This window comes from Sphingomonas sp. LY54, assembly GCF_035594035.1.
GTDB lineage: Bacteria > Pseudomonadota > Alphaproteobacteria > Sphingomonadales > Sphingomonadaceae > Allosphingosinicella.
On sequence record NZ_CP141588.1, the window covers coordinates 2,932,963 to 2,952,710 of the forward strand.

Below are 19,748 nucleotides of genomic sequence, written 5' to 3' on the forward strand. Positions count from 1 at the left end.
TGAACCACAGGGGGCGTCATGTTTCCGACGACGAATTTCACGGCTGGACTGGAGGGCGCTGAGGGACGCGTCGGCGCGGCGATCCAGCGCGCGTCGGCCCGCACCGGAGTCGATTTCTCCTACCTCTTCAACCAGGCCAAGGTCGAAAGCGGGTTGAACCCGATGGCCCGCGCCCGCACGTCGAGCGCGACCGGGCTGTTCCAGTTCATCGACCAGACCTGGCTCGGCACCGTCAAGAAGCATGGCGAGGCTCACGGCCTCGGCTGGGCCGCCGATGCGATCAGCCGCGGCTCCGACGGGCGCTACCGGGTCGCCGATCCGGCCACGCGCCGCGCGATCCTCGACCTGCGCAACCAGCCCGAGGCGGCGAGCGCGATGGCGGCCGAATTCGCGTCCGACAACCAGGCCCATCTCGAGGGCAGCCTCGGCCGGCCGGTGGAATCGGTCGATCTCTATCTCGCCCATTTCCTCGGCGCCGGCGGGGCTTCGAAATTCCTGCGCGCGCACGACGCCAACCCGGACGCCGCCGCGGCGGCTTCGTTGCCGGAGGCTGCGCGCGCCAATCGCTGGGTGTTCTTCAACAAGGACGGATCGGCGCGCAGCTTCGCCGAGATCCGCGAGCGCTTCGCCGCCAAGATCGGCGGATCCGCGGCGCCGCTCCCGATGCGCGGGCCGGGCGAGATGGAATTCACGCCGCTGCGGCTGGCCTCGCTCAACACCGGCGCGACCGCGCCCGTCCAGAAGCTGCCGTCACCGCAATATGCGCGGCTCGCTTATCTGATGCTCGCCGAGCTGGGGGCCTGAATGCTGAACAAGGTCAACGCCAAGGTCTGGGTGGGCGCGAGCAAGGGGGCGATCCTTCCGCTGGCCACCCTGATGCTCGTCATGCTGATGGTCGTGCCGGTGCCGGCTACCCTGCTCGACGTCGGCTTCATCATCAACATCATGATCAGCCTCGCGGTGCTGATGGTCGCGCTGAACGCCGCCAAGCCGCTCGATTTCTCGTCCTTCCCCACCGTCCTGCTGTTCGCGACCCTGCTGCGCCTCGCCCTCAACGTCGCCTCGACCCGCGTCGTGCTGGTGAGCGGCCATGAGGGGACCGCGGCGGCCGGCCATGTCATCGAGGCGTTCGGCCATTTCCTGATCGGCGGCGACTATGCGGTCGGCATCTTCGTCTTCGCGATCCTGATGATCATCAACCTGGTCGTGATCACCAAGGGCGCGGGCCGCGTATCCGAAGTGTCGGCGCGCTTCACGCTAGACGCCATGCCCGGCAAGCAGATGGCGATCGACGCGGATCTGAACGCCGGCCTGCTCACCCCCGACGAAGCCAAGGCCCGCCGCCAGGAAGTCGCGACCGAAGCCGATTTCTACGGCTCGATGGACGGCGCCTCCAAGTTCGTGAAGGGCGATGCCGTTGCCGGCGTGCTGATCCTGGTGATCAACATCCTGGGCGGCCTCGTGCTCGGCACGCTGAGCCACGGCCTGTCGCTGAGCGAGGCCGCCGAGGTTTACGTCCTGCTCGCGATCGGCGACGCGCTGGTCGCTTCGGTGCCGGCCTTGCTGCTCTCGATCGCGGCCGCGTCGATCGTCACCCGCGTCTCCTCGCCGCTCGACCTGTCGGGTCAGATCGTCAGCCAGTTCGGCTCGAGCCGGGCGTGGTTCCCGGTCTGCGGCATCCTCATCGTCCTGGGCATCCTGCCCGGGATGCCGCACTTCATCATCCTGACTGCCGCCGCCATCGCCGGCTTTACCGCCTGGAAGCTGCGCGAAGCCGAGAAGGTGAGGGCGGCCCAGCCCGCTCTCGATCTCCTTCCCCCGCCTTCGCCGAGCGCGATCGGCTGGGACGAAGTCAGCGACAATGCCGTCATCGGCCTGGAGCTCGGCTACGCGCTGATCGGCCTCGTCGACGAGCGCAAGGGCGCACCCTTGATGGCGCGCATTACCGGCATCCGCCGCCAATTGTCGCGCGAGCTCGGGTTCGTCGTGCCCTTGGTGCGCGTCCGCGACGAGCTTGCCCTCGGCCCCAACAATTACCGCATCACCGTCGCCGGCGTGATCCATGGCGAGGACGAGATCTGGCCGGAAGACCTGCTCGCGCTCGATTCCGGCCTGCTGCTGGGCGAGGTTACGGGACGCACGGTCCAGGATCCCACTTTCGGCCTCGACGCCGTGTGGATCTCGCCCGCCAAGCGCGCCGAGGCGGTCGTCGCCGGCTACACCGTGGTCGATCCCTCGACTGTGGTCGCGACCCATCTCAACCAGATCATCCAGTCCGCCGCGGCCGAGCTGTTCGGCATGGACGAGGCGCAGAAGTTGCTCGACGCGCTCAAGGAGAATGCCCCGCAGCTCGTCGCCGGGCTGACGCCGCAGCCGCTGCCGCTCGTGTCGATCGCCGCTTTGTGCCGCGCTTTGCTGTCCGAAGGCGTGCCGCTCAAGGATTTCCGCCGCATCGCCGAGGCGATGGTGGACTCCGCGCGCGAGGAGAACGACCCGGTGCAACTGGTGGAGGCGGTGCGCCAGCGGATCGGCGCGCTGATCGTCCAGACCATCGTGCCGATCAAGATGCCGCTGCCGGTGCTGACCCTCGACGCCGGCCTCGAAAGCCTGCTCAACCAGGCGGTCCGCGCCGGGCAGGGTGCCTCGCATCCGATCGAACCCGCGCTCGGCCAGAAGATCGTGCAGGCGATCGGCGAGGTCGCCGAACCCTTGCTCGGCGAGGCGCGCCGCTTCGCCGTCGTCACGTCCCCGATCGCACGGCGCGCGCTCTCGCGGCTGCTCGCACCGCATCTGCGCGACGTGCCCGTCCTTTCGTTCCTGGAGATACCCGATGGAAAGCCTGTCGAAGTGATCGCCGTAGTCGGCAGTGGTGCGGCTCAGCCGATGCTTGAAATGGAGCCCGCGGAATGAAGCTCTTCTGTGGAGACGGCGCCCGCGTCACGGCCGTGACCAGCGGTAAGGGCGGCGTCGGCAAGACGGTGGTCAGCGTCAACCTGGCCGTGGCCCTGACCCGCATGGGCGAGCGCGCGATGCTGGTCGACTCCGATCCGCTGCGCTCGAACGCCGGCATCATGCTGGGATTGAGCCCGTTCGGCGGCGAAAGCATGCGCCATCGCCCGTCCGGCCTGATCGTCGGCCGCTCCACGCAAGGTAATGGTGAGCTCGACCAAATCCTGGTCGACACCATAACGGGGCTTTCACCCCAGACGATGGCGGTGCTCGACGCCTCCGACCGGGTCCTGATCGTCCTTTCGGACGAGCCGACCGCGTTCATGGACGCCTATGCCCATCTGAAGGCCTTGTCCTGCGCCTATGATTGCAGGCAGATTTCCATCGTCACCAATATGGTCGACGACGATCGCGCGGGCCAACGCCTGTTCGAGAGCTTTCACCGCGTCGTGCAGCGCTTCAACGCGATCGAATTGACCCATCTCGGTTCGGTGCCGCGCGACGAGCAGGTCCGCCAGGCGGTGTTCCGCAAGCAGAGCTGCCTCGACGCCTATCCGAACAGCCGCGCCAGCTCAGCCTTCCGCCGCATCGCCGCGCGGCTGGCAGAGCGGCCGCTGGCGCCGGCGCTCGCCGCCCGTCCGGCCTTTGCGATGGAGGCACTGCATGGCGCTTACTGATCCGGCGCCGATGACCTATCGGCGCAAGCCCGCCGAGGCGACGCCCGAGGCGATCGCGCGCGCGCACATGCCGCTCGTCCGCAAGATTGCGTGGCACGTCCACGGCCGCGTCTCGACCGCGATCGAGGTCGAGGATCTGATCCAGATCGGAATGGTCGCCCTCGTGGAAGCCGCCAACGGCTATCAGGACCGCGGCCACGCTTTCTCGACCTATGCGACGATGCGCATCCGCGGCGCGATGATCGATCACCTGCGCCGCCATGCGACCTTGTGCCGGTCCGCGATGGCGCGCCGCCGCGAGCTGGCCAATATCCAGAAACGGCTGCAAGGCCGGCTCGGACGCGCGCCGACCGAGGCCGAGATGGCGGAAGAGATGGGCCTGGCCGCGGCCGCCTATCGCGAGTTGGTCGACCAGAGCCAGGCCGTCCATCACGATTCGCTGGACGACATGTATTCCGATCATTCGATGTGGTTCGCCGATATCGAGGAGCGGGCCGACGAGGCGCTCGAGCGCGAGGGCCTCAAGGCCGCGATCGCCAGCGGCATACGCGATCTGCCCGAGCGCGAGGCGATCGTCCTCCAGCTCTATTTCGTCGAAGAGATGAACCTCGAGGAGATCGGGCTGACGCTCAATATCGGCGCCGCCCGCGTCTGTCAGATCAAGAAGGCTGCGCTCGACAAGCTCCGCCACATGCTCGCCGACTGGGGCTGACCACCGCCCGACGCTTCGGAAAAGCTCATCGCAAGAAGGCTGGTCCGGTGTAAGGGCTGTTGTCGGCAGTTCGCCTGTCGGACCTTGGCAGCCATGATGTCGTGCCTCACGGTCCGGGCGCATATAGTCACGACGAAATCCCCGCCAACAGCATCGAAGGTATTCCTCGTCGCTATTGCGGCCGCTCGGCCCACGCTCCAGCGACGCGGAGCGCGCCGACGAAGCCCTTACGGCATCTCTGGCAAGCGCCTCACCTGTCAGGGGATGGGTGCAGACTAAGCCTAAGCCTAAGCCCAGCCTAAGCCTCACAAGAGGCGCAAGATAATGGCGAGCGTCAACAACGCTGGACGCGTCAGCACATTACGGGCGGGTTACTCTCAAGAACCGGCTTAGGAATTGGCAGGCCCAGATCGTGAGCAGCTACGAGCCAGCAATCGATCGCGTCTCCTACGTTCCTGAGCGCCTCTTCGGGGGTTTCGCCATCCGAGACGCAGCCCTTGAGCACGGGGGCGTAAGCGACGTAGCCGCCGCCCAGGTGGGCCGCCAGCGGCTCTACCTCGACCCTATAGCCCCTAACAGTCATCTCATCTCCTGCACGCATTCCGCAAGGTTTACCAAAAGACTGATGTACAGGGCTTTAATGGGCCGCCGCGCGGGGATCGACAGCACGCCTTCAACTCGCGGATGTGACACCGTGTAATGTGACCCATTGGAAGGCGGTTTGCAATCTAGTCCGAAGTGCCTGCAAATAAACTCGACGTCTCCTATGGTCCAATCGCCCTGCGGGTTTCGTTTCATTGAGGCGAGGCGCTTCTGAGCCCGAGACATTCAAGAGACTTATCGTCGGTTACGCTGTGTGAAAAGCTGTACGCCGTTCAAATGTGCCCGAAGATCAGAATGGTATTCTGAGAAACGCAGCGCATCCATATTGGACATGCTTTTTACGCGTCGCCAAAATAAAGACCCCGGCGAGGATTACCTCGCCGGGGCTAGTCGTTTCAGGCTTGCTGGTCTTAGCGCAGCAGGCTTAGGACGCCCTGGGCGCTCTGGTTGGCCTGGGCGAGCATCGCCGTCGAGGCCTGGCTCAGGATCTGCGCCTTGGCGAGGTTGGTCGTCTCGGCGGAGAAATCCGCGTCCTCGATCCGCGACCGGGCGTCGCTGAGGTTGGCGACGTTGCTGGTCAGGTTGTTGACCGTCGACTCGAGGCGGCTCTGGCCGGCGCCGAGCGAGGCGCGGGTCGTGGCGACCGCCTTAAGGCCGGCGTCGACGTTGGTCAGCGCCGTGGCGGCGCCGCCTGCCGTCGAGATGTCCGAACCGACTGCGCTCGAGAGGTCGAAGCCTTCGACAGTGAGGTTGGTCTGATCGCCCGAGCTAGCGCCGGTCTGGATCGCAATCGTCACGTCGCTCGTGCCGAACACCGTCACGCCGTTGAACTTGGTCTTGGTCGTGATGTCGGTGATCTGCGAGGTCAGCTCGGCGACTTCCGCCTGCAGGTTGGCGCGGTCGTCTGCCGAGTAGGTGCCGCTGGCGCTCTGGACCGCCAGTTCGCGGATGCGCTGCAGCATGTTGGTGACTTCGCCAAGCGCGCCTTCGGCGGTCTGGGCCAGCGAGATGCCGTCATTGGCATTGCGGATCGCCTGGCTCATGCCGCGGATCGACGAGGTCATCGACGAAGCGATGGCGAGGCCGGCGGCGTCGTCCTTCGCGGAGTTGATGCGCTTGCCGGTCGAGAGGCGCTCCATCGCAACGGAGAGGCTCTGATTGGCGACGCGGCTGCCGTTCTGGGCGCGGAGGGCCGCGGTGTTGGTATTGATAACAGTCATTGGGTTACTCCCGCTCGTGAAAGGCAGAGTGCATTTCACCGCTGCCACGAGACCAGTAACGGCGGGGCCGGGCGGGCCTTTAATCGACTTTCTGCGCCCGTCGGCTTTTCGACGCCAGCAGCGCCGGCGCTTTGACACGCGCGTAACGCACACGAGCGCAATGCGCGCATTCTCTTGATCCGGAGGCTTCTGGCACAGCCCTTGCTTATTCCTGCCCGAAGCGGCCGGCCATCCTGGGAATCCGGCCGCGGGGGTTTTGAAGAATGACCAAGATCGACACCAGCGGCCTGCTCGCGATGCGGTCCGCGATCCTCGAGAAGAACGACGCGCTGCAGCGCGCCGCCGGCGCAGGCACGGCGGGCGGAATCGGCGGCCTCGACGGCGGCACCGCCAAGACCGGCGGCTTCACCGCGAGCATGAAAAGCGCCCTGGCCGAAGTGAACGCGCTCCAGGCCCAGTCCTCCGCGGTCACCGAAGCCTATGAGCGCGGCGAAACCACCGACATCGCCGCCGTGATGCTGTCGCGCCAGCAGGCGTCGATCGGCTTCGAGGCGACGCTCCAGGTCAGGAACAAGCTCCTGATGGCGTACAAGGATATCATGAGCATGCCGGTCTGATATGAGCGAGCTTGCCGCCACCACCGAGGTCATGCCCGCGCCGCGCGCCATGGCCGTTGCCGCCCCGCAGGGAGGCGTCGCGACCCTCATCGGCCAGATCAAGGGGATCGCCGCCCAGCCGGCCGTCGCCCGCAGCCTGCCCGCGATCGCGCTGATCGGCCTGCTCGGCCTTGCCGCGATGATCTGGATGGCCGTCAGCGCGCCGCCGAGCCGCGACCTCTTCGCCGGCCTCGCCGACCAGGACAAGGCCGCGGTCGCCGAAGCGCTGAACGGCGCCGGCATCGAATATAGCCTCGACCGGAGCAGCGGTGCGCTCTCCGTGTCGGATGCGGATTATTACCAGGCGAAGATGCTGCTCGCCTCGCAGGGCCTGCCCAAGGCGGCCGGCGACGGCAACGACCTCATCGCCAAGCTGCCGCTCGGCGCCAGCCGCGCGGTGGAGGGCGAGCGCCTGCGCGGCGCCAAGGAGCTCGACCTCGCCCGCACGATCGAGGCGATCGACGCGGTCGAGAGCGCCCGCGTCCATCTCGCCGTCGACGCGCCGAGCGTGTTCCTGCGCGACCGCACCCGTCGCGCCGCCTCGGTGATGCTGCGCATCGCCGCGGGCCGTTCGCTCAGCGACGCGCAGGTGCAGGCGATCGTCCATCTCGTCGCCTCTTCGGTCTCGGGCCTCTCGCCCGACGGCGTCTCGGTCGTCGACCAGAATGGCCGGCTGCTTTCGAACGGCGACGGCGATGGCGCCGGCGCCGCCTCGGACCGCCAGGTCGCGGTCCAGGCCAAGATCGAGGAGCGCTACCTGCAATCGCTCAACGCCTTGCTGACGCCGATCGTCGGCGCCGGCAATTTCACCGCCGAGGTCCATGCCGACGTCGATTTCTCCGAAGTGCAGGCGACCCGCGAGGGCTTCCCGCAGGAGGCGAGCACGCTGAGCCGCGAGGAGCGTGCCTGGACCGCCCAGGGCGGCAATGGCGAGGTCGGCGGCATTCCCGGCACCCTGTCGAACCAGGCGCCCCCGGCGAGCCAGGTCGCGGCCGCGCCGGGCGGGGTCGTCGACTCCGCCGCCACGACGATCGAGCCGGCGCCCGCCGCCACCAAGACCCAGGAAAATTATACGCGCGCCTTCGCCATCGGCCGGGAAGTCTCGGTGACGCGCAAGCCCACCGGCGGCGTCAAGCGCCTCACTGTGGCGGTCGCGTTGCGCAACCCGGCGAGCGGCGCTCCGCGCAGCAAGCAGGAACTGGCCGAACTCGAGGCGCTCGTGAAGGGCGCGGTCGGTTTCGACGCCCAGCGCGGCGATGCGGTGGCGCTCAGCGCCCGCAATTTCGTGGCGATCGAGGAAGCGACCGAAAATTGGTGGGATGCGAGCTGGGTCGGGATGCTGGCCCGCAACCTCACCGCGCTCGTCATCGTCGCCTTGCTCGTCTTCGGGGTCGGCAGGCCGCTGCTGAAGCGCCGTGCCGCCGCCAAGGGCCAGGCCGCGGCGGTCGCCACCGGCAGCGAGATCGCGGCGGCGCTCGCCCAGGAGCGCGTGTCGCCCTCGTCGAGCGACGTCACATTGAACATGATCGAGGCGGCGCCGAGCTACGAGGCCCGCGCCGTCCTCATCCGGAATTTCGTGCGCCAGGATCCGGCGCGGGCCGCGATCGTCGTGCGCGACCTGTTGCGTGCCGACCGCGGCGAAGGAGTAGAGAAGAATGGCTGAGGCCGATCCCGTAACGCCGCCCGAGGTCAAGGGCGTCGATGCCGCTGCCATCCTGCTGATGGTGTTGAGCGACGAGGAGGCTTCCGAGCTGCTCGGCCGCCTCGAGCCGGCCGAGGTCCAGCAGCTGGGCGCGGCCATGTTCAGCGTGTCGGACGTCACCGAGCCGCAGGTCAACCAGGTGTTCGACCAGTTCATCTCGCGCGCCCGCCAGACGACGTCGATCGGCTTCGGCTCGGCCGGGCGCATCCGCAGCGTCATGGAGAGCGCGCTCGGCCCCGACCGCGCCGAGAACATCCTTGCCCGGATCACGCCGGCGACGCGCAGCCGCGCGCTCGACGACCTGCGCTGGATGGACCCGAAGACGATCGCGGGCCTGATCGCGCAGGAGCATCCGCAGGTCGCCGCCTTGGTGTTGTCGCATCTCGACGCGCCGATCGCGGCCGAGGTGCTGGAGCTGCTGCCGGCGGCGATGCAGGGCGACGTCATCTATCGCGTCGCCACGCTCGATTCCGTCACCGCCGAAGCGCTCGAGGATCTGGAGCGCATCCTGGTCCGCGAAGTGGCCCGTTCGTCGGCGCCGTCCACCTCGCGCGGCGGCGCCACGGAAGCCGCCAAGATCATGAACAATATGGTGCCCGGCAGCGACCAGCGGATCATCCGCAACATCGCCAAGCTCGACAAGAATGTGGCGCAGACGATCCAGGACGAGATGTTCGTCTTCGACAATCTGATCGACATGGACGACAAGAATCTCGGCCTGCTGATGCGGTCGATCGACACCAGCATCCTGGTCGTCGCGCTGAAGGGCGCCGACGACAAGCTCAAGGAGCGCATCTTCGGCTGCATGTCGACGCGCGCCGCCGACACGATCCGGGACGAGATGGAGGAGCGCGGGCCGATGCGCCTCGTCGAGGTGCTCGACGCGCAGAAGGAGGTGTTGGCCGTCGCCCGGCGCCTCGCCGAGGATGGGACATTGATGCTTCCGGGCCGCGGAGGCGACTATGTCTGATTTCCGCATGGCCGACGCCGTGGAATCCGCTTGCTGGATCGGCACCTTCGCCGGTTCGGGCCGCGTCGCCACCTTCACCCCCTGGGCGTCGCAACGCCCGGGGATGGCCCCAATCGAGGGCGAAGACGATGGTCCGACGGCGGTCATCGACCCCGCGGCCATCCGCGCCGAGGCCTTCGCCCAGGGCTTCGACGAAGGCCGCCGCACCGTCACGCTCGAATGCGCCGACGAGCGCGCTGCCATCGCCCGCCTTGCCGAGGCGCTCGAGGTGCTGCGCCCGGAGCCAACCAACGCGCTCGCGGCCTTGCTGGCCGAGACCGTCGACCGGCTGGTTCGCCAGGTCGTCGGCGAAGTGGCGATCGACCCGCAATTGCTGATCGCCCGCGCCGAAGCGGCCGCGGCGCTGATCGGCGAGGAACTGGAGCCGTCCAAGCTGCTCGTCCATCCGGACGACGCACCTTTGCTCGCCGACGCCCGGATCCCGGTCGAGATCGTCGCCGATCCGTCGCTTGAGCGGGGGGCGATCGTCCTCCAGGCCGCCGCCGGCTGGGTCGAGGACGGCCCCGCCGTCCGGCTCGACCGGCTCCGCGCCGCCCTTGCCAAATTGGGGGCGCCCGAATGATCGCGCAGCAGGCCGCGTCCATGCTCGGCGCGCTCAACATCGCCGAGGACCGGCCGCGCCGCATCGGCCGCCTGGCCGCCTATGACGGGCTGATGCTCGAGGCCACCGGTTTTGCCCAGCCGATCGGCGCCGGCGCCCGCATCATCGCCGCTGACGGCCGTGCCGCTCGCGCCGAAGTGGTCGGCTTCCGCGGCAACCGCACCCTGCTGATGGCGCTCGATTCCGACGCGCCGCATGCCGCCGGCGCCCGCGTCGAGCCGGACCATGGCGGCGGCCTCGCCGATGTCGGTCCGGCGCTGCTCGGCCGCGTCGTCGATGCGCTCGGCGCGCCGCTGGACGGCCTCGGCCCGATCGCCACCGCCGAGCGCTGGCCGCTCGCCGGCCGCGCCGGCAATCCGCTCGATCGCGGCCGCGTCACCGAGCCGTTCGACGTCGGCGTCCGCGCCGTCAACGCCTTGCTCACCGCCGGCGTCGGGCAACGCATCGCGCTGATCGCCGGATCGGGCGTCGGCAAGTCGGTCCTGATGGGCCAGATGCTGGCCGGCTCCGAAGCCGATATCAACGTCATCGGCCTGATCGGCGAGCGCAGCCGCGAAGTCAGCGATTTCCTCGCGACAAAGCTTCCGCCCGGCGTGCGCGAGAAGTCGGTCGTCGTCGCGGTCCCTGCCGATCACGCGCCTTTGCTGCGGCTGCGCGCCGCGATGCGCGCGACCGCCATCGCCGAATATTTCCGCGCCCGCGGCAAGAAGGTGCTGCTGCTGGTCGACAGCCTGACGCGCGTCGCCCATGCGCAGCGCGAGATCGGCCTGTCGCTGGGCGAGCCGCCGACCGTCAAAGGCTATCCGCCCTCGGCCCTCGGCCTGATCCCGCGCCTGTGCGAACGCGCGGGCGCCGACACCCGCACCGGCGGCTCGATCACCGGGCTCTACACGGTGCTGGCCGACGGCGACGACACCGACGATCCGATCGTCGATTCCGCGCGCGCCATCGTCGACGGCCATTTCGTTCTCTCCCGCTCGCTCGGCGAGCAGGGCGTCTATCCCGCCGTCGACATCGGCCGCTCGCTGAGCCGGGTCATGCCCGACGTGGCGAGCCCGGAGCATGTCCGCGCCGCCAGCGCCTACCGGCGGCTGTGGTCGGCTTATGAGGAGAATAAGGACCTCATCCTGATGGGAGCCTATTCGGCGGGCGGCGATCCGCTGATCGACAGCGCCATCGCCCGCCGCCCCGAGCTGCTCGAATTCCTCAAGCAGGGCCCGGCCGAGAAGATCGGCTTCGAAAGCTCGCAGGCCGCGCTGATGGAGGCTTTCGCAGCATGACCAGCCGGCTTCGCCAGCGCGCGCGCATCGTGCGCGTGCGCACCATCCAGCACGGCCTCGCCGCCGCCGTCGCCGAACAGGCGCAGCGCCGGGTCGCCGACCTCGAGGAAAGCGCGGCGCGGCTCGCCGACCTGCGCGACGGCTTCGGTGCCGGCGCCGGCACGTTGGTGGGCTCCTCGCTCGCCAGCCACGGCGAGATTGCGATGCGCCTCGACCTCGCGCGGGAAGGACTCGTCCGCTCGATCGGCACCGCCCGCGTCCGCGCCGAAATCTGCAAGGACGCCCGGATCGCCGCACACCGCGACCAGGAAAGCGCCGAGCGCGCTACCGAGCGCGCCATCCGTGAGGCCGCGCGCCGCGCCGAGAAGAAACAGCAGCAGGGCCGCGCGCCGCGCGCCCGCCTCCAGGACCAGGACTGAGACATGATGCCGACCGTACCGACTTTTTCCCTGCTCGACTCCATGCTCGACATGACCGTCAAGGCCGTGCCCGAGGGTGCGGGCGAGGGCGACGCCTTCGCCAAACTGATCGCGGGGCTCGAGACGGCGGAGGGCGAAGTCCCGACGCTGCAGGTGGCCACCGTCGGCGCGGAGCCGGAGACGTTGATCCAGGCCGGGCTGGCGCTGGCGACTCTGCCCGCCGCCGGCGAAGCTCCGGCCGGCGAGACGCGCCCGGCGCGGGTGCTGGAGCCCGAGGAAGCGGAGCAGCCGGAAAATGTGCTGGAGGATCTGGGGCTGCCGCCCTTGCTCACGCTCCAGCTCGTGCAGGCGCAACCCGTTCCTGCCGCAGCAAAGACGAAGGCGCCCATTTCGGTCGACTTCACGGTCGAGACCAGCCTGCCGGCGCCGACGACGCAGGCGCTCATCGCCGCGACGGCACCGCAGCTCCAGGAAATGGTTGCTGCCAAGCCGGGCGAGGCGATCCAGTTGCGCCCCGAGCTGCTGCTGCCGCGCACAGCCGGCAAGGATCAGCCGAAGATCGCTGAAGCCAGCCCGGAGGCGACGGTGGAAGCCGCGCCGGAACTGCCGCTGGTGGCCGCTCTCCAGCGGACGCTCGCCGAGGCCCTGCCGGGCTTCGCCGCTCCGCAGACCGCGCCGGTCGAGGCCGCACCGGCTTCGGCCTCGGCTCCGGCGACGCTGAACCCGGCCGACCAGGTGATCGAGCAGCAGCTCGACCTTGCCCAGGAAAGCGAATGGCTCGACCGGCTGGCAAAGGACATCGCCCGAACGGCGGGCGGCGAGGGCAGCCTGCGCTTCAAGCTCAACCCGGAGAATCTGGGCAGCCTGCACATCGAGATGACGCAGGGTGCGGCCGGCGCGTCGGTGCGCATGACAGCGGACACCGAGGCGGCGCGCGCGATCATCGCCGATGCGCAGCCGCGGCTCATCGCCGAGGCGCGGGCGCAGGGCGTCCGCATTTCCGAAGCGCATGTCGATCTCGGCGGCGGCGGCCAGCCGCAAGGCGGGGATCCGCGCGGACAGCGGGAATCACTGCAGGAAAACTACTTAACGGGATTTAAACCATCATTGGCCGATGCAGGGCCTGCGCCGGTCTCGGCGCGGCAAGGCGCAGAACGCTATGCCTAAGGGGGAAAAGACAATGGACGACAAGGAAGCAGCGCCCAAGCCCAAGAAGAAGGGCAAGCTGGTCCGGCTGCTCGCCGTGGGCGTCGTCCTGGGCGGCGTCGGCGGCGGCGCTTTCTATGCCGCCGGCGCGGGGTTGATCCCCGGCATGGGCGGCGGCCATTCGGTCGATGCGAACCGGCCTCATCTGGTGCCGCGCGACGGCGTGACGCCGAGCAATTATGCGGTGCGGGGCGAGCGCCCGGCCGAGCCCGGCCAGTTCAAGGCAAGCTATTATCCGCTGAAGGACGCGTTCACGTCCAACCTGCGCGGGACCGAGGGGTTCGTGCAGGTCGGGCTTGGCGTCTCGACTTATTATGACGACCGCGTGCTGCAGAATGTCGCGCTGCACGAAATGGCGGTGCGCTCGGCCGTGCTGCTGACGCTGGCCGACCAGGATCCGGTCCGGATCGCCACCGCCGACGGCAAGGCCGAACTCAAGACCAAGCTCACCGCCGCGGTCAACGACGTGCTGAAGGCCAAAGCCGGCTTCGGCGGCATCGACGACGTCTATTTCACCAGCTTCGTGATGCAATGAGCAAGAAGAAGCCCTCCAGCACGGCCGAGATCGTCGAAACCGAGGCTCCGGCCGCGGAGGCTGGCGCATCGGGCGGCGCCCAGGCCTTCACCTTCGGTGCCGAATCCTTTCGTCCGATGTCGGCGCTGCCGGCGCTCGACCGGATGAGCGAGCGCATGGCGCGTCGCATCCGCGACGTGATCGAGCCGTTCGCGCGCAGCAAGCCGCGCGTGGCCGCGACCCCGGTCACGGTCCGCCGCTTCGAGAGCTGGCGCGAGGAGAAGGCCGAATTCACCAGCCTCAGCCTGTACCGCTTCCGGCCATTGAAGGGCGGCGTCCTGCTCGCGGTCGAGCCGGAATGCGTCAGCCAGCTGGTCGACGCTTTCTACGGCGGCAGCGGATCCGGCGCGAGCGCGCATGGCGCGGAGTTCACCGCCACCGAGGAGCGCCTGCTGCTCCGCCTCACCGAGGCTTTGATCGCAACCCTGGTCGAGGTCTGGTCCGAAGTGATGCCGGTCACCGCCCAGCTCATGTCGCGCGAGACCAACACCGCCTATGCCACCCTGGTCAATCGCGAGGAGCCGGTCGCGGTCGCGCGCTTCACCGTGATCCCGCTCCAGGGCAACCCGACCACCCTCGACGTGCTCTATCCGGTGTCGGCGCTGCGCGCCGTCGAGGACGAAATCTCGGCCAAGGTGCGCGACGACGCCGCCATCAACAGCGCCGAATGGCGCGAGCGCCTTTCGGCGGCCCTGGGCAATGTCCGGCTGGACGCGCGCAGCGTCCTTGCCCGGCCGTCGATGCCGCTTACCGACCTGCTGAAGCTCGCGCCCGGCGACATCATCCCGATCACCGTTCCGGCCAACGTGCCGCTGATCGTCGCCGGCCGCGCCGTCGCCCACGGCACGATCGGCGAAACGGACGGGCGGCCGGCACTGAGAATTGAAAAGATGGGATACAGGAGCCTGACATGAGCGAAGTCGAAGAACTGCCGGTAATGTCCGGCGATCCCCAGGATCTCGTCAGCCGCAACTACCGGCTGCTCGCCGACATTCCGATCCGCCTGTCGGTCGAGGTCGGCAGCACCGCGCTCAAGCTTTCCGAACTGCTCGACCTTGCCGAAGGCAGCGTCGTCGAACTGGACCGCCAGGCCCACGAATTGCTCGACATCATGGCCAACGGCACCTTGATCGCCCGCGGCGAAGTCGTGACCGTCAACGGGCGCTTCGGCGTCCGGATCGTGGACGTCGTCGATGCCGACGTCCGCATGGCCGGGCTCGAACGCCGCAAATGATGACCGCTTATATCTTGAAGCTGCTGGTGATGCTGCCGCTGGTCGGCGGCCTCGCATTCGGCGCGCTGTGGCTGTGGCGCAAGGCCCAGCCCGGCATGGCGCTCGGCCAGCGCAACCGCATGGTGAAGATGGTCGACGCCCTGCCGCTCGGCGCGACCGGCCGGCTGGCGGTCGTCGAGTTCGGCGACAAAAGGCTGCTGCTGGCCGTCGCGCGCGGCAAGATCGACCTGCTCTCGGAAACCACGATCCCGGCCGAAGCGCGTGACTAAGGCGCTCCGGATTGCGGGAGCATTGCTCCCGCTCGCCCTGATGCTGTTCGTCTTCGCCGACCCGGCGCAGGCGCAGCAGGCCGGCGCGCTCGATCGCGCGGTGAACACGATCGCCGGCGACGGCCGTCCGCTGTCGCTGTCCTTGCAGATCCTGTTGCTGATGAGCCTGCTGACGGTGCTGCCGTCGCTGGTGCTGATGATGACGAGTTTCACCCGCATCATCATCGTGCTCTCGATCCTGCGCCAGGCGCTCGGCCTGCAGCAGACGCCGCCCAACCAGGTCCTGGTCGGGCTCGCCCTGTTCCTGTCGATCTTCGTGATGCGGCCGGCGATCGAGCAGATCAACGCCAGCGCCTACACGCCTTATGGCGAGGGACAGATCAGCATCGAGGAAGCGGTCAGCCGCTCGGGCGACGTGCTCCATGGCTTCATGATCGGGCAGACGCGCGAGACCGATCTCAAACTGTTCGCCGATCTCGCCGAGGTCCCGGCCTTCCGCTCGGCCAATGAAGTGCCGTTCTCGATCCTGTTGCCGGCCTTCGTCACCAGCGAGCTCAAGACCGCCTTCCAGATCGGCTTCCTGATCTTCCTGCCGTTCCTGATCATCGACCTTGTCGTCGCGTCGACCCTGATGGCGCTCGGCATGATGATGCTGTCGCCGACGATCGTGTCGATGCCGTTCAAGCTCCTCCTCTTCGTCCTCGTCGACGGCTGGGCGCTGACCATGGGCTCGCTCGCTGCTTCCTTCGCGGGAGGCTGATCGTGGAGGGGCCCGATTATTTCATCGGCGTCGCCCAGCAGGCGCTCTGGATCCTGGCTTTGGCCTCGGCGCCGATCCTGATTCCGGCTTTGCTCGCCGGCCTCGTGCTCGGCATGATCCAGGCCGCGACCTCGATCAACGAGGCGACGTTGAGCTTCGTGCCCAAGCTGATGATCGTCGGCGTGTGCCTCGCCTTGTTCGGCGGCGCGATCATGATGCTGATGGTCGATTTCACCCACGAAGTGTTCGACCGCATTCCCGAGATCACGCGCTAATGCCGACCGGGTTCGCCGGCCTCGAGGCGCAGCTCTGGCTGTGGATGGTGGCGATGGTGCGGCCCGGCGCGGCCTTCATCGTCGCGCCCATTTTCGGCGCCGCCTTCGTGCCGGTCCAGCTTCGCCTGATCGTCGCGCTCGCGATCGGCATCCCGGCGCTCGCCGCGACCAATTTCCAGCTGCCGATGGAAGGGCTCGCCTCGATCGAGGGGTTCATGCTCATCGCCGGCGAGGTGATGGCCGGCCTCGCGCTCGGCTTTGCCGTGCAAATCGGCTTTTCGGCGGCGCTCGTCGGCGGTGAGACGATCAGCAACGCGATGGGCCTCGGTTTTGCGGGCATGATGGACCCGGCCAGCGGCCAGTCCAACCCGGCGATCGGCCAGTTCCTCGCCATCCTCGGCACCTTCCTGTTCCTCGCCATCGGCGGCCATCTCGCGCTCGCGGCGACCGTGGTCGAAAGCTACAAGGCGCTGCCGCCCGGCGCGGCCTGGATGAGCAACGACAGCATCTGGAGCCTCGTCCTGTTCGGCGGCGTGCTGTTCGCGGCCGGCCTGTCGATCGCGCTCCCGGTCGGATCGGCCCTGGTGCTGGTCCAGGTCGTGATGGGCGTGCTCGCCCGCTCCGCGCCCGCGCTCAACCTGTTCGCCGTCGGCCTTCCCGCCGCTTTGCTCGCCGGCATGGTGCTGCTCGCCATGGCCGCGCCGGTCATGGGCGAAGGGATCATCGCCGCGATCACCCAGGGGCTGGAAATGTCCCGCGAACTCGCACTGGGCGGCTGATGTCGAAGGCGCCGGAAAAAGACCAGAAGACGGAGCAGCCGACCGACAAGCGTCGGCGCGACGCGGCGCAGAAGGGCGACGTCCTCCAGTCCAAGGAGCTCGCCACAGCCCTGGTGATGCTGGCGGGCGCCGCGTGGATGGCGCTGGCCGGGCCGATGCTGGTCGGCACGCTCGAGACGATGCTGATCGACGGGCTTACCTTCGACGCCGGCGACATCCGCAATTTCGAGCCGCGCGACGCCGCCCTGCGCCTTGCCGGGATCGCGATCGTACCGCTGATCACCCTGTTCGCCCTGACGATCCTTGCCGCGATCGGATCGTCGGCGATGCTCGGCTCGTTCGGGTTTCGCGCCGGGGCGTTCGCGCCCAAGCCGGAGAAGCTCAATCCGCTTTCCGGCCTCAAACGCATCTTCGGCGTGCAGGGCCTGATCGAGCTGGTGAAGTCGCTGGCCAAGGTCTGCGTGCTCGGCGCGGTCGGCTACTGGCTGCTCAACGACCAGTTCAACCAGATGATGGGGCTCGCCTCGTCGGACGTGCGGCCGGCCATCGTCACGCTCGGCAACACCTTCATCCTGGCCGTCTTGGTCATGGCGCTGGCGCTGGCGCTGATCGCCCTGATCGACGTGCCCGCCCAGATCTTCCAGCGTGGCGGCCGCCTGCGCATGAGCAAGCAGGAGGTGAAGGACGAGTCCAAGCAGACCGACGGCTCGCCCGAACTCAAGGCCGCGATCCGCCGCCGCCAGCACGAAGTATTGCGCGGATCGGCGCGGACGGCGGTGCAGGAAGCCACCGTCGTGCTCACCAACCCGACCCATTTCGCGGTGGCTTTGCGCTATCGCCCGGGCACCGACGCCGCGCCGATCGTGGTCGCGCGGGGTAGGGGCGCGACCGCCGCCGCCATCCGCGAGCTCGCCGGTGAGCATGAGGTGCCGGTGCTGAGCTATCCGCAGCTCGCGCGCGCCATCTATTACACCGCCCGCACCGGCCAGGTGATCCGCGAGGATCTCTACATGGCGGTCGCGACCGTGCTCGCCTTCGTGTTCAATCTCGATCGGATCGTCGCCGAGGGCGGCATCCAGCCCGACATCGAAGTGCCGACGGGCGCGCGGTTCGACGAGAAGGGCCGCGCGGAAGCTTAAGCCAGGCGCCGCCGCGCCGTTAATTCACCCGAGGAAGGGAAACCATGGTTTCATCGATCGGATACAGCCTCGGCGCCGGCTCTGGCATCGACACCAAGACGCTGGTCGAGGAATTGGCCGCGGCCGCCAAGGCGCCCAAGGAGGCGCTGCTGAAGCGGCGCGAGGAGCAGAACGGGGCCAAGGTCTCCGCGCTGGCCGAAGTGTCGAACGCAATCGACAGCTTCGCGTCGGCACTTTCGGCGCTGGTTTCGGGCGGCTCCCTTTTCACCCAGCCGAGCGTGTCGGACCCGACGGTGCTCGGCGCTACCGCCATCGCCGGCAAGGATATCAGCAGCCTTGCCGCCCAACTCGAGGTGCGCCAGCTGGCGCAGTCGCAGACACTGGAATCGGCCGGCCTGGCGTCGTCCGCCGCAGCGGTCGGCGAGGGCGACCTGACCCTGGTCACCGCGGCCGGCAGCTTCACCGTCACGATCGATGCCGCCAACAACAGCCTGGCCGGCCTGGCCGACGCGATCAACGCCAAGAAGGCCGGCGTGACGGCCAGCATCGTGACGCAGGCCGGCAGCGCGCGTCTGGTGCTGAAGGGCGCCACCGGCGAGATCAATGCCTTCACCCTGGACGTTGCGGGCGGGACGACGAGCGGGCTGGAGCGCTTCGCGTTCGGCCCGTCCGTGACCGGCGGCCTGACGGCGGCCCAGGAAGCGAAGGATGCCATCGTCCGCCTCGACGGGGTCGAGGTGCGACGCAGCTCGAACAGCTTCAACGACCTCATTCCGGGCGTAGAACTCAGCCTCAAGCGGGCCGTGCCGGGCACCACGGTGGCGCTGGGCGTCACCCGTCCCGCTGCAGCGATCAGCCAGGCAGTAAACGATTTCGTCACGGCCTATAACGAGCTGCACCGCATGCTCGCCGATGCGACGGCGCCGGCGGGGAAAGCGGGCGGCAATGCCGGTCCGTTGCGCGGTGATCTCAGCGTCCGCGACATGCAGCGCCAGCTCTCCGCTCTGCCAACCACGGTGCTGAGCTCCACCGGCGGTCCGGCGACCCTCGCGGAGATCGGTGTCGCCACCAATCGCGACGGCACGCTGCGCGTTCAGGCGGAGACCCTGCAGGCGGCGCTGGCGCGCGACCCGGATGGCGTCGAGGCGATGTTCAACCCGCGCCAGCACAGCAGCAGCCCGTTGGTTTCGATCGTGAACCGGCCGAACAGCCTGAAGCCCGGGGTCTACACCCTCACGGACCTGCTGCCGAACAGCGGCAGTGGGGCCAGCGGCAAGATCAACAATGTGGCGATGACGTCCTCCGGGTCGCGTTTGATCGGGTCGGCGACATCGGCGGCGCCCGGTCTCATCGTCCAGGTCGACGGCGCCGTTGCGAGCGCCACGCTCACCTTCGATGCCGGGCTCGGCGGTGCTCTCCAGGCGATCCGCGATTCCGTGCGGTCTCGCTCGGGGTCGATGGCAGGCGCGCAGGAGCGGCTGACCAAGGAAGCCGAGAGGATCGCCGACGACCGCGAGGCGCTCGAGATGCGATCCGAGGCCTATTACAACCAGCTGGTCAAGAACTTCGCTGCGATGGAGAGGCGCGTGTCGGCCTTCAAGGCGACGCAATCCTACCTGGAGCAGCAGGTGAAGATGTGGACCAGCGGCAACAATTGAGCGGC

At 68.3% G+C, this 19,748-nt stretch carries 21 protein-coding genes; 20 read left to right on the forward strand and 1 reads right to left on the reverse strand.

The window, feature by feature from the left end; all coding sequences use genetic code 11:
• Positions 1 to 18: 18 nt before the first annotated feature.
• Genes SH591_RS14560 through SH591_RS14575 form a run of 4 tightly spaced genes read left to right on the forward strand, consistent with a single transcriptional unit; the run spans position 19 to position 4,338 of the window.
• Positions 19 to 804 carry a transglycosylase SLT domain-containing protein gene (locus tag SH591_RS14560; protein ID WP_324749713.1) on the forward strand — a complete coding sequence of 262 codons (786 nt, stop codon included), beginning with the start codon at positions 19 to 21 and terminating at the stop codon, positions 802 to 804.
• The gene (gene flhA / locus SH591_RS14565; protein WP_324749714.1) at positions 805 to 2,910 is read left to right on the forward strand and encodes a flagellar biosynthesis protein FlhA; all 2,106 of its coding nucleotides are present in this window, start codon (positions 805 to 807) and stop codon (positions 2,908 to 2,910) included. It begins immediately after the preceding gene.
• Positions 2,907 to 3,626, forward strand: coding sequence for a P-loop NTPase (locus tag SH591_RS14570; RefSeq protein ID WP_322832952.1), 720 nt, complete (start codon positions 2,907 to 2,909; stop codon positions 3,624 to 3,626). Before flhA ends, SH591_RS14570 begins: the two co-directional genes overlap by 4 nt.
• Positions 3,613 to 4,338: a sigma-70 family RNA polymerase sigma factor gene (locus SH591_RS14575; protein WP_324749715.1), complete on the forward strand. Its 726-nt coding sequence runs from the start codon at positions 3,613 to 3,615 to the stop codon at positions 4,336 to 4,338. Before SH591_RS14570 ends, SH591_RS14575 begins: the two co-directional genes overlap by 14 nt.
• A 1,013-nt stretch (positions 4,339 to 5,351) precedes the next feature.
• On the opposite strand, the gene SH591_RS14580 is transcribed toward SH591_RS14575, so the two are convergent.
• Positions 5,352 to 6,161 carry a flagellin N-terminal helical domain-containing protein gene (locus SH591_RS14580; protein WP_324749716.1) on the reverse strand — a complete coding sequence of 270 codons (810 nt, stop codon included), beginning with the start codon at positions 6,159 to 6,161 and terminating at the stop codon, positions 5,352 to 5,354.
• A gap of 263 nt (positions 6,162 to 6,424) precedes the next feature.
• On the opposite strand from SH591_RS14580, the gene fliE reads away from it, so the two are divergent.
• Genes fliE through fliD form a run of 16 tightly spaced genes read left to right on the forward strand, consistent with a single transcriptional unit; the run spans position 6,425 to position 19,743 of the window.
• Positions 6,425 to 6,778 carry a flagellar hook-basal body complex protein FliE gene (gene fliE, locus SH591_RS14585; protein ID WP_322832955.1) on the forward strand — a complete coding sequence of 118 codons (354 nt, stop codon included), beginning with the start codon at positions 6,425 to 6,427 and terminating at the stop codon, positions 6,776 to 6,778.
• Between the two features lies 1 nt (position 6,779).
• Positions 6,780 to 8,480, forward strand: coding sequence for a flagellar basal-body MS-ring/collar protein FliF (gene fliF / locus SH591_RS14590; protein ID WP_324749717.1), 1,701 nt, complete (start codon positions 6,780 to 6,782; stop codon positions 8,478 to 8,480).
• Positions 8,473 to 9,489, forward strand: a complete 1,017-nt coding sequence (fliG, locus tag SH591_RS14595) for a flagellar motor switch protein FliG (RefSeq protein ID WP_322832957.1) — start codon at positions 8,473 to 8,475, stop codon at positions 9,487 to 9,489. The genes fliF and fliG overlap by 8 nt, the downstream gene beginning before the upstream one ends.
• Positions 9,482 to 10,111 (forward strand): FliH/SctL family protein, encoded by a 630-nt coding sequence (locus SH591_RS14600; protein WP_324749718.1) that lies wholly within the window; start codon positions 9,482 to 9,484, stop codon positions 10,109 to 10,111. The genes fliG and SH591_RS14600 overlap by 8 nt, the downstream gene beginning before the upstream one ends.
• Positions 10,108 to 11,430, forward strand: a complete 1,323-nt coding sequence (locus SH591_RS14605) for a FliI/YscN family ATPase (RefSeq protein WP_322832959.1) — start codon at positions 10,108 to 10,110, stop codon at positions 11,428 to 11,430. Before SH591_RS14600 ends, SH591_RS14605 begins: the two co-directional genes overlap by 4 nt.
• Positions 11,427 to 11,849 carry a hypothetical protein gene (locus tag SH591_RS14610; RefSeq protein WP_324749719.1) on the forward strand — a complete coding sequence of 141 codons (423 nt, stop codon included), beginning with the start codon at positions 11,427 to 11,429 and terminating at the stop codon, positions 11,847 to 11,849. The genes SH591_RS14605 and SH591_RS14610 overlap by 4 nt, the downstream gene beginning before the upstream one ends.
• Positions 11,850 to 11,852: 3 nt before the next feature.
• Entirely contained in the window at positions 11,853 to 13,016 is a 1,164-nt protein-coding gene (locus SH591_RS14615) for a flagellar hook-length control protein FliK (RefSeq protein WP_324749720.1), read from the forward strand.
• 13 nt (positions 13,017 to 13,029) lie between these two features.
• A complete protein-coding gene (locus SH591_RS14620; protein WP_324749721.1) occupies positions 13,030 to 13,590 on the forward strand; it encodes a flagellar basal body-associated FliL family protein in 561 nt (186 codons plus the stop codon).
• Positions 13,587 to 14,543 carry a flagellar motor switch protein FliM gene (locus tag SH591_RS14625; RefSeq protein WP_324749722.1) on the forward strand — a complete coding sequence of 319 codons (957 nt, stop codon included), beginning with the start codon at positions 13,587 to 13,589 and terminating at the stop codon, positions 14,541 to 14,543. Before SH591_RS14620 ends, SH591_RS14625 begins: the two co-directional genes overlap by 4 nt.
• Positions 14,540 to 14,863, forward strand: a complete 324-nt coding sequence (gene fliN / locus SH591_RS14630) for a flagellar motor switch protein FliN (protein ID WP_322832964.1) — start codon at positions 14,540 to 14,542, stop codon at positions 14,861 to 14,863. The genes SH591_RS14625 and fliN overlap by 4 nt, the downstream gene beginning before the upstream one ends.
• Positions 14,860 to 15,132 carry a FliO/MopB family protein gene (locus SH591_RS14635; protein WP_322832965.1) on the forward strand — a complete coding sequence of 91 codons (273 nt, stop codon included), beginning with the start codon at positions 14,860 to 14,862 and terminating at the stop codon, positions 15,130 to 15,132. The genes fliN and SH591_RS14635 overlap by 4 nt, the downstream gene beginning before the upstream one ends.
• A gap of 40 nt (positions 15,133 to 15,172) precedes the next feature.
• Positions 15,173 to 15,892 carry a flagellar type III secretion system pore protein FliP gene (gene fliP / locus SH591_RS14640; RefSeq protein WP_324751398.1) on the forward strand — a complete coding sequence of 240 codons (720 nt, stop codon included), beginning with the start codon at positions 15,173 to 15,175 and terminating at the stop codon, positions 15,890 to 15,892.
• A gap of 2 nt (positions 15,893 to 15,894) precedes the next feature.
• Complete coding sequence (gene fliQ / locus SH591_RS14645; protein ID WP_322832967.1) at positions 15,895 to 16,167, forward strand: flagellar biosynthesis protein FliQ; 273 nt, start codon at positions 15,895 to 15,897, stop codon at positions 16,165 to 16,167.
• Positions 16,167 to 16,946 (forward strand): flagellar biosynthetic protein FliR, encoded by a 780-nt coding sequence (gene fliR / locus SH591_RS14650; RefSeq protein WP_322832968.1) that lies wholly within the window; start codon positions 16,167 to 16,169, stop codon positions 16,944 to 16,946. The genes fliQ and fliR overlap by 1 nt, the downstream gene beginning before the upstream one ends.
• A complete protein-coding gene (gene flhB / locus SH591_RS14655) occupies positions 16,946 to 18,085 on the forward strand; it encodes a flagellar type III secretion system protein FlhB (RefSeq protein WP_324749723.1) in 1,140 nt (379 codons plus the stop codon). Before fliR ends, flhB begins: the two co-directional genes overlap by 1 nt.
• Positions 18,086 to 18,129: 44 nt before the next feature.
• Positions 18,130 to 19,743 (forward strand): flagellar filament capping protein FliD, encoded by a 1,614-nt coding sequence (fliD, locus tag SH591_RS14660; RefSeq protein ID WP_324749724.1) that lies wholly within the window; start codon positions 18,130 to 18,132, stop codon positions 19,741 to 19,743.
• Positions 19,744 to 19,748: the final 5 nt, after the last annotated feature.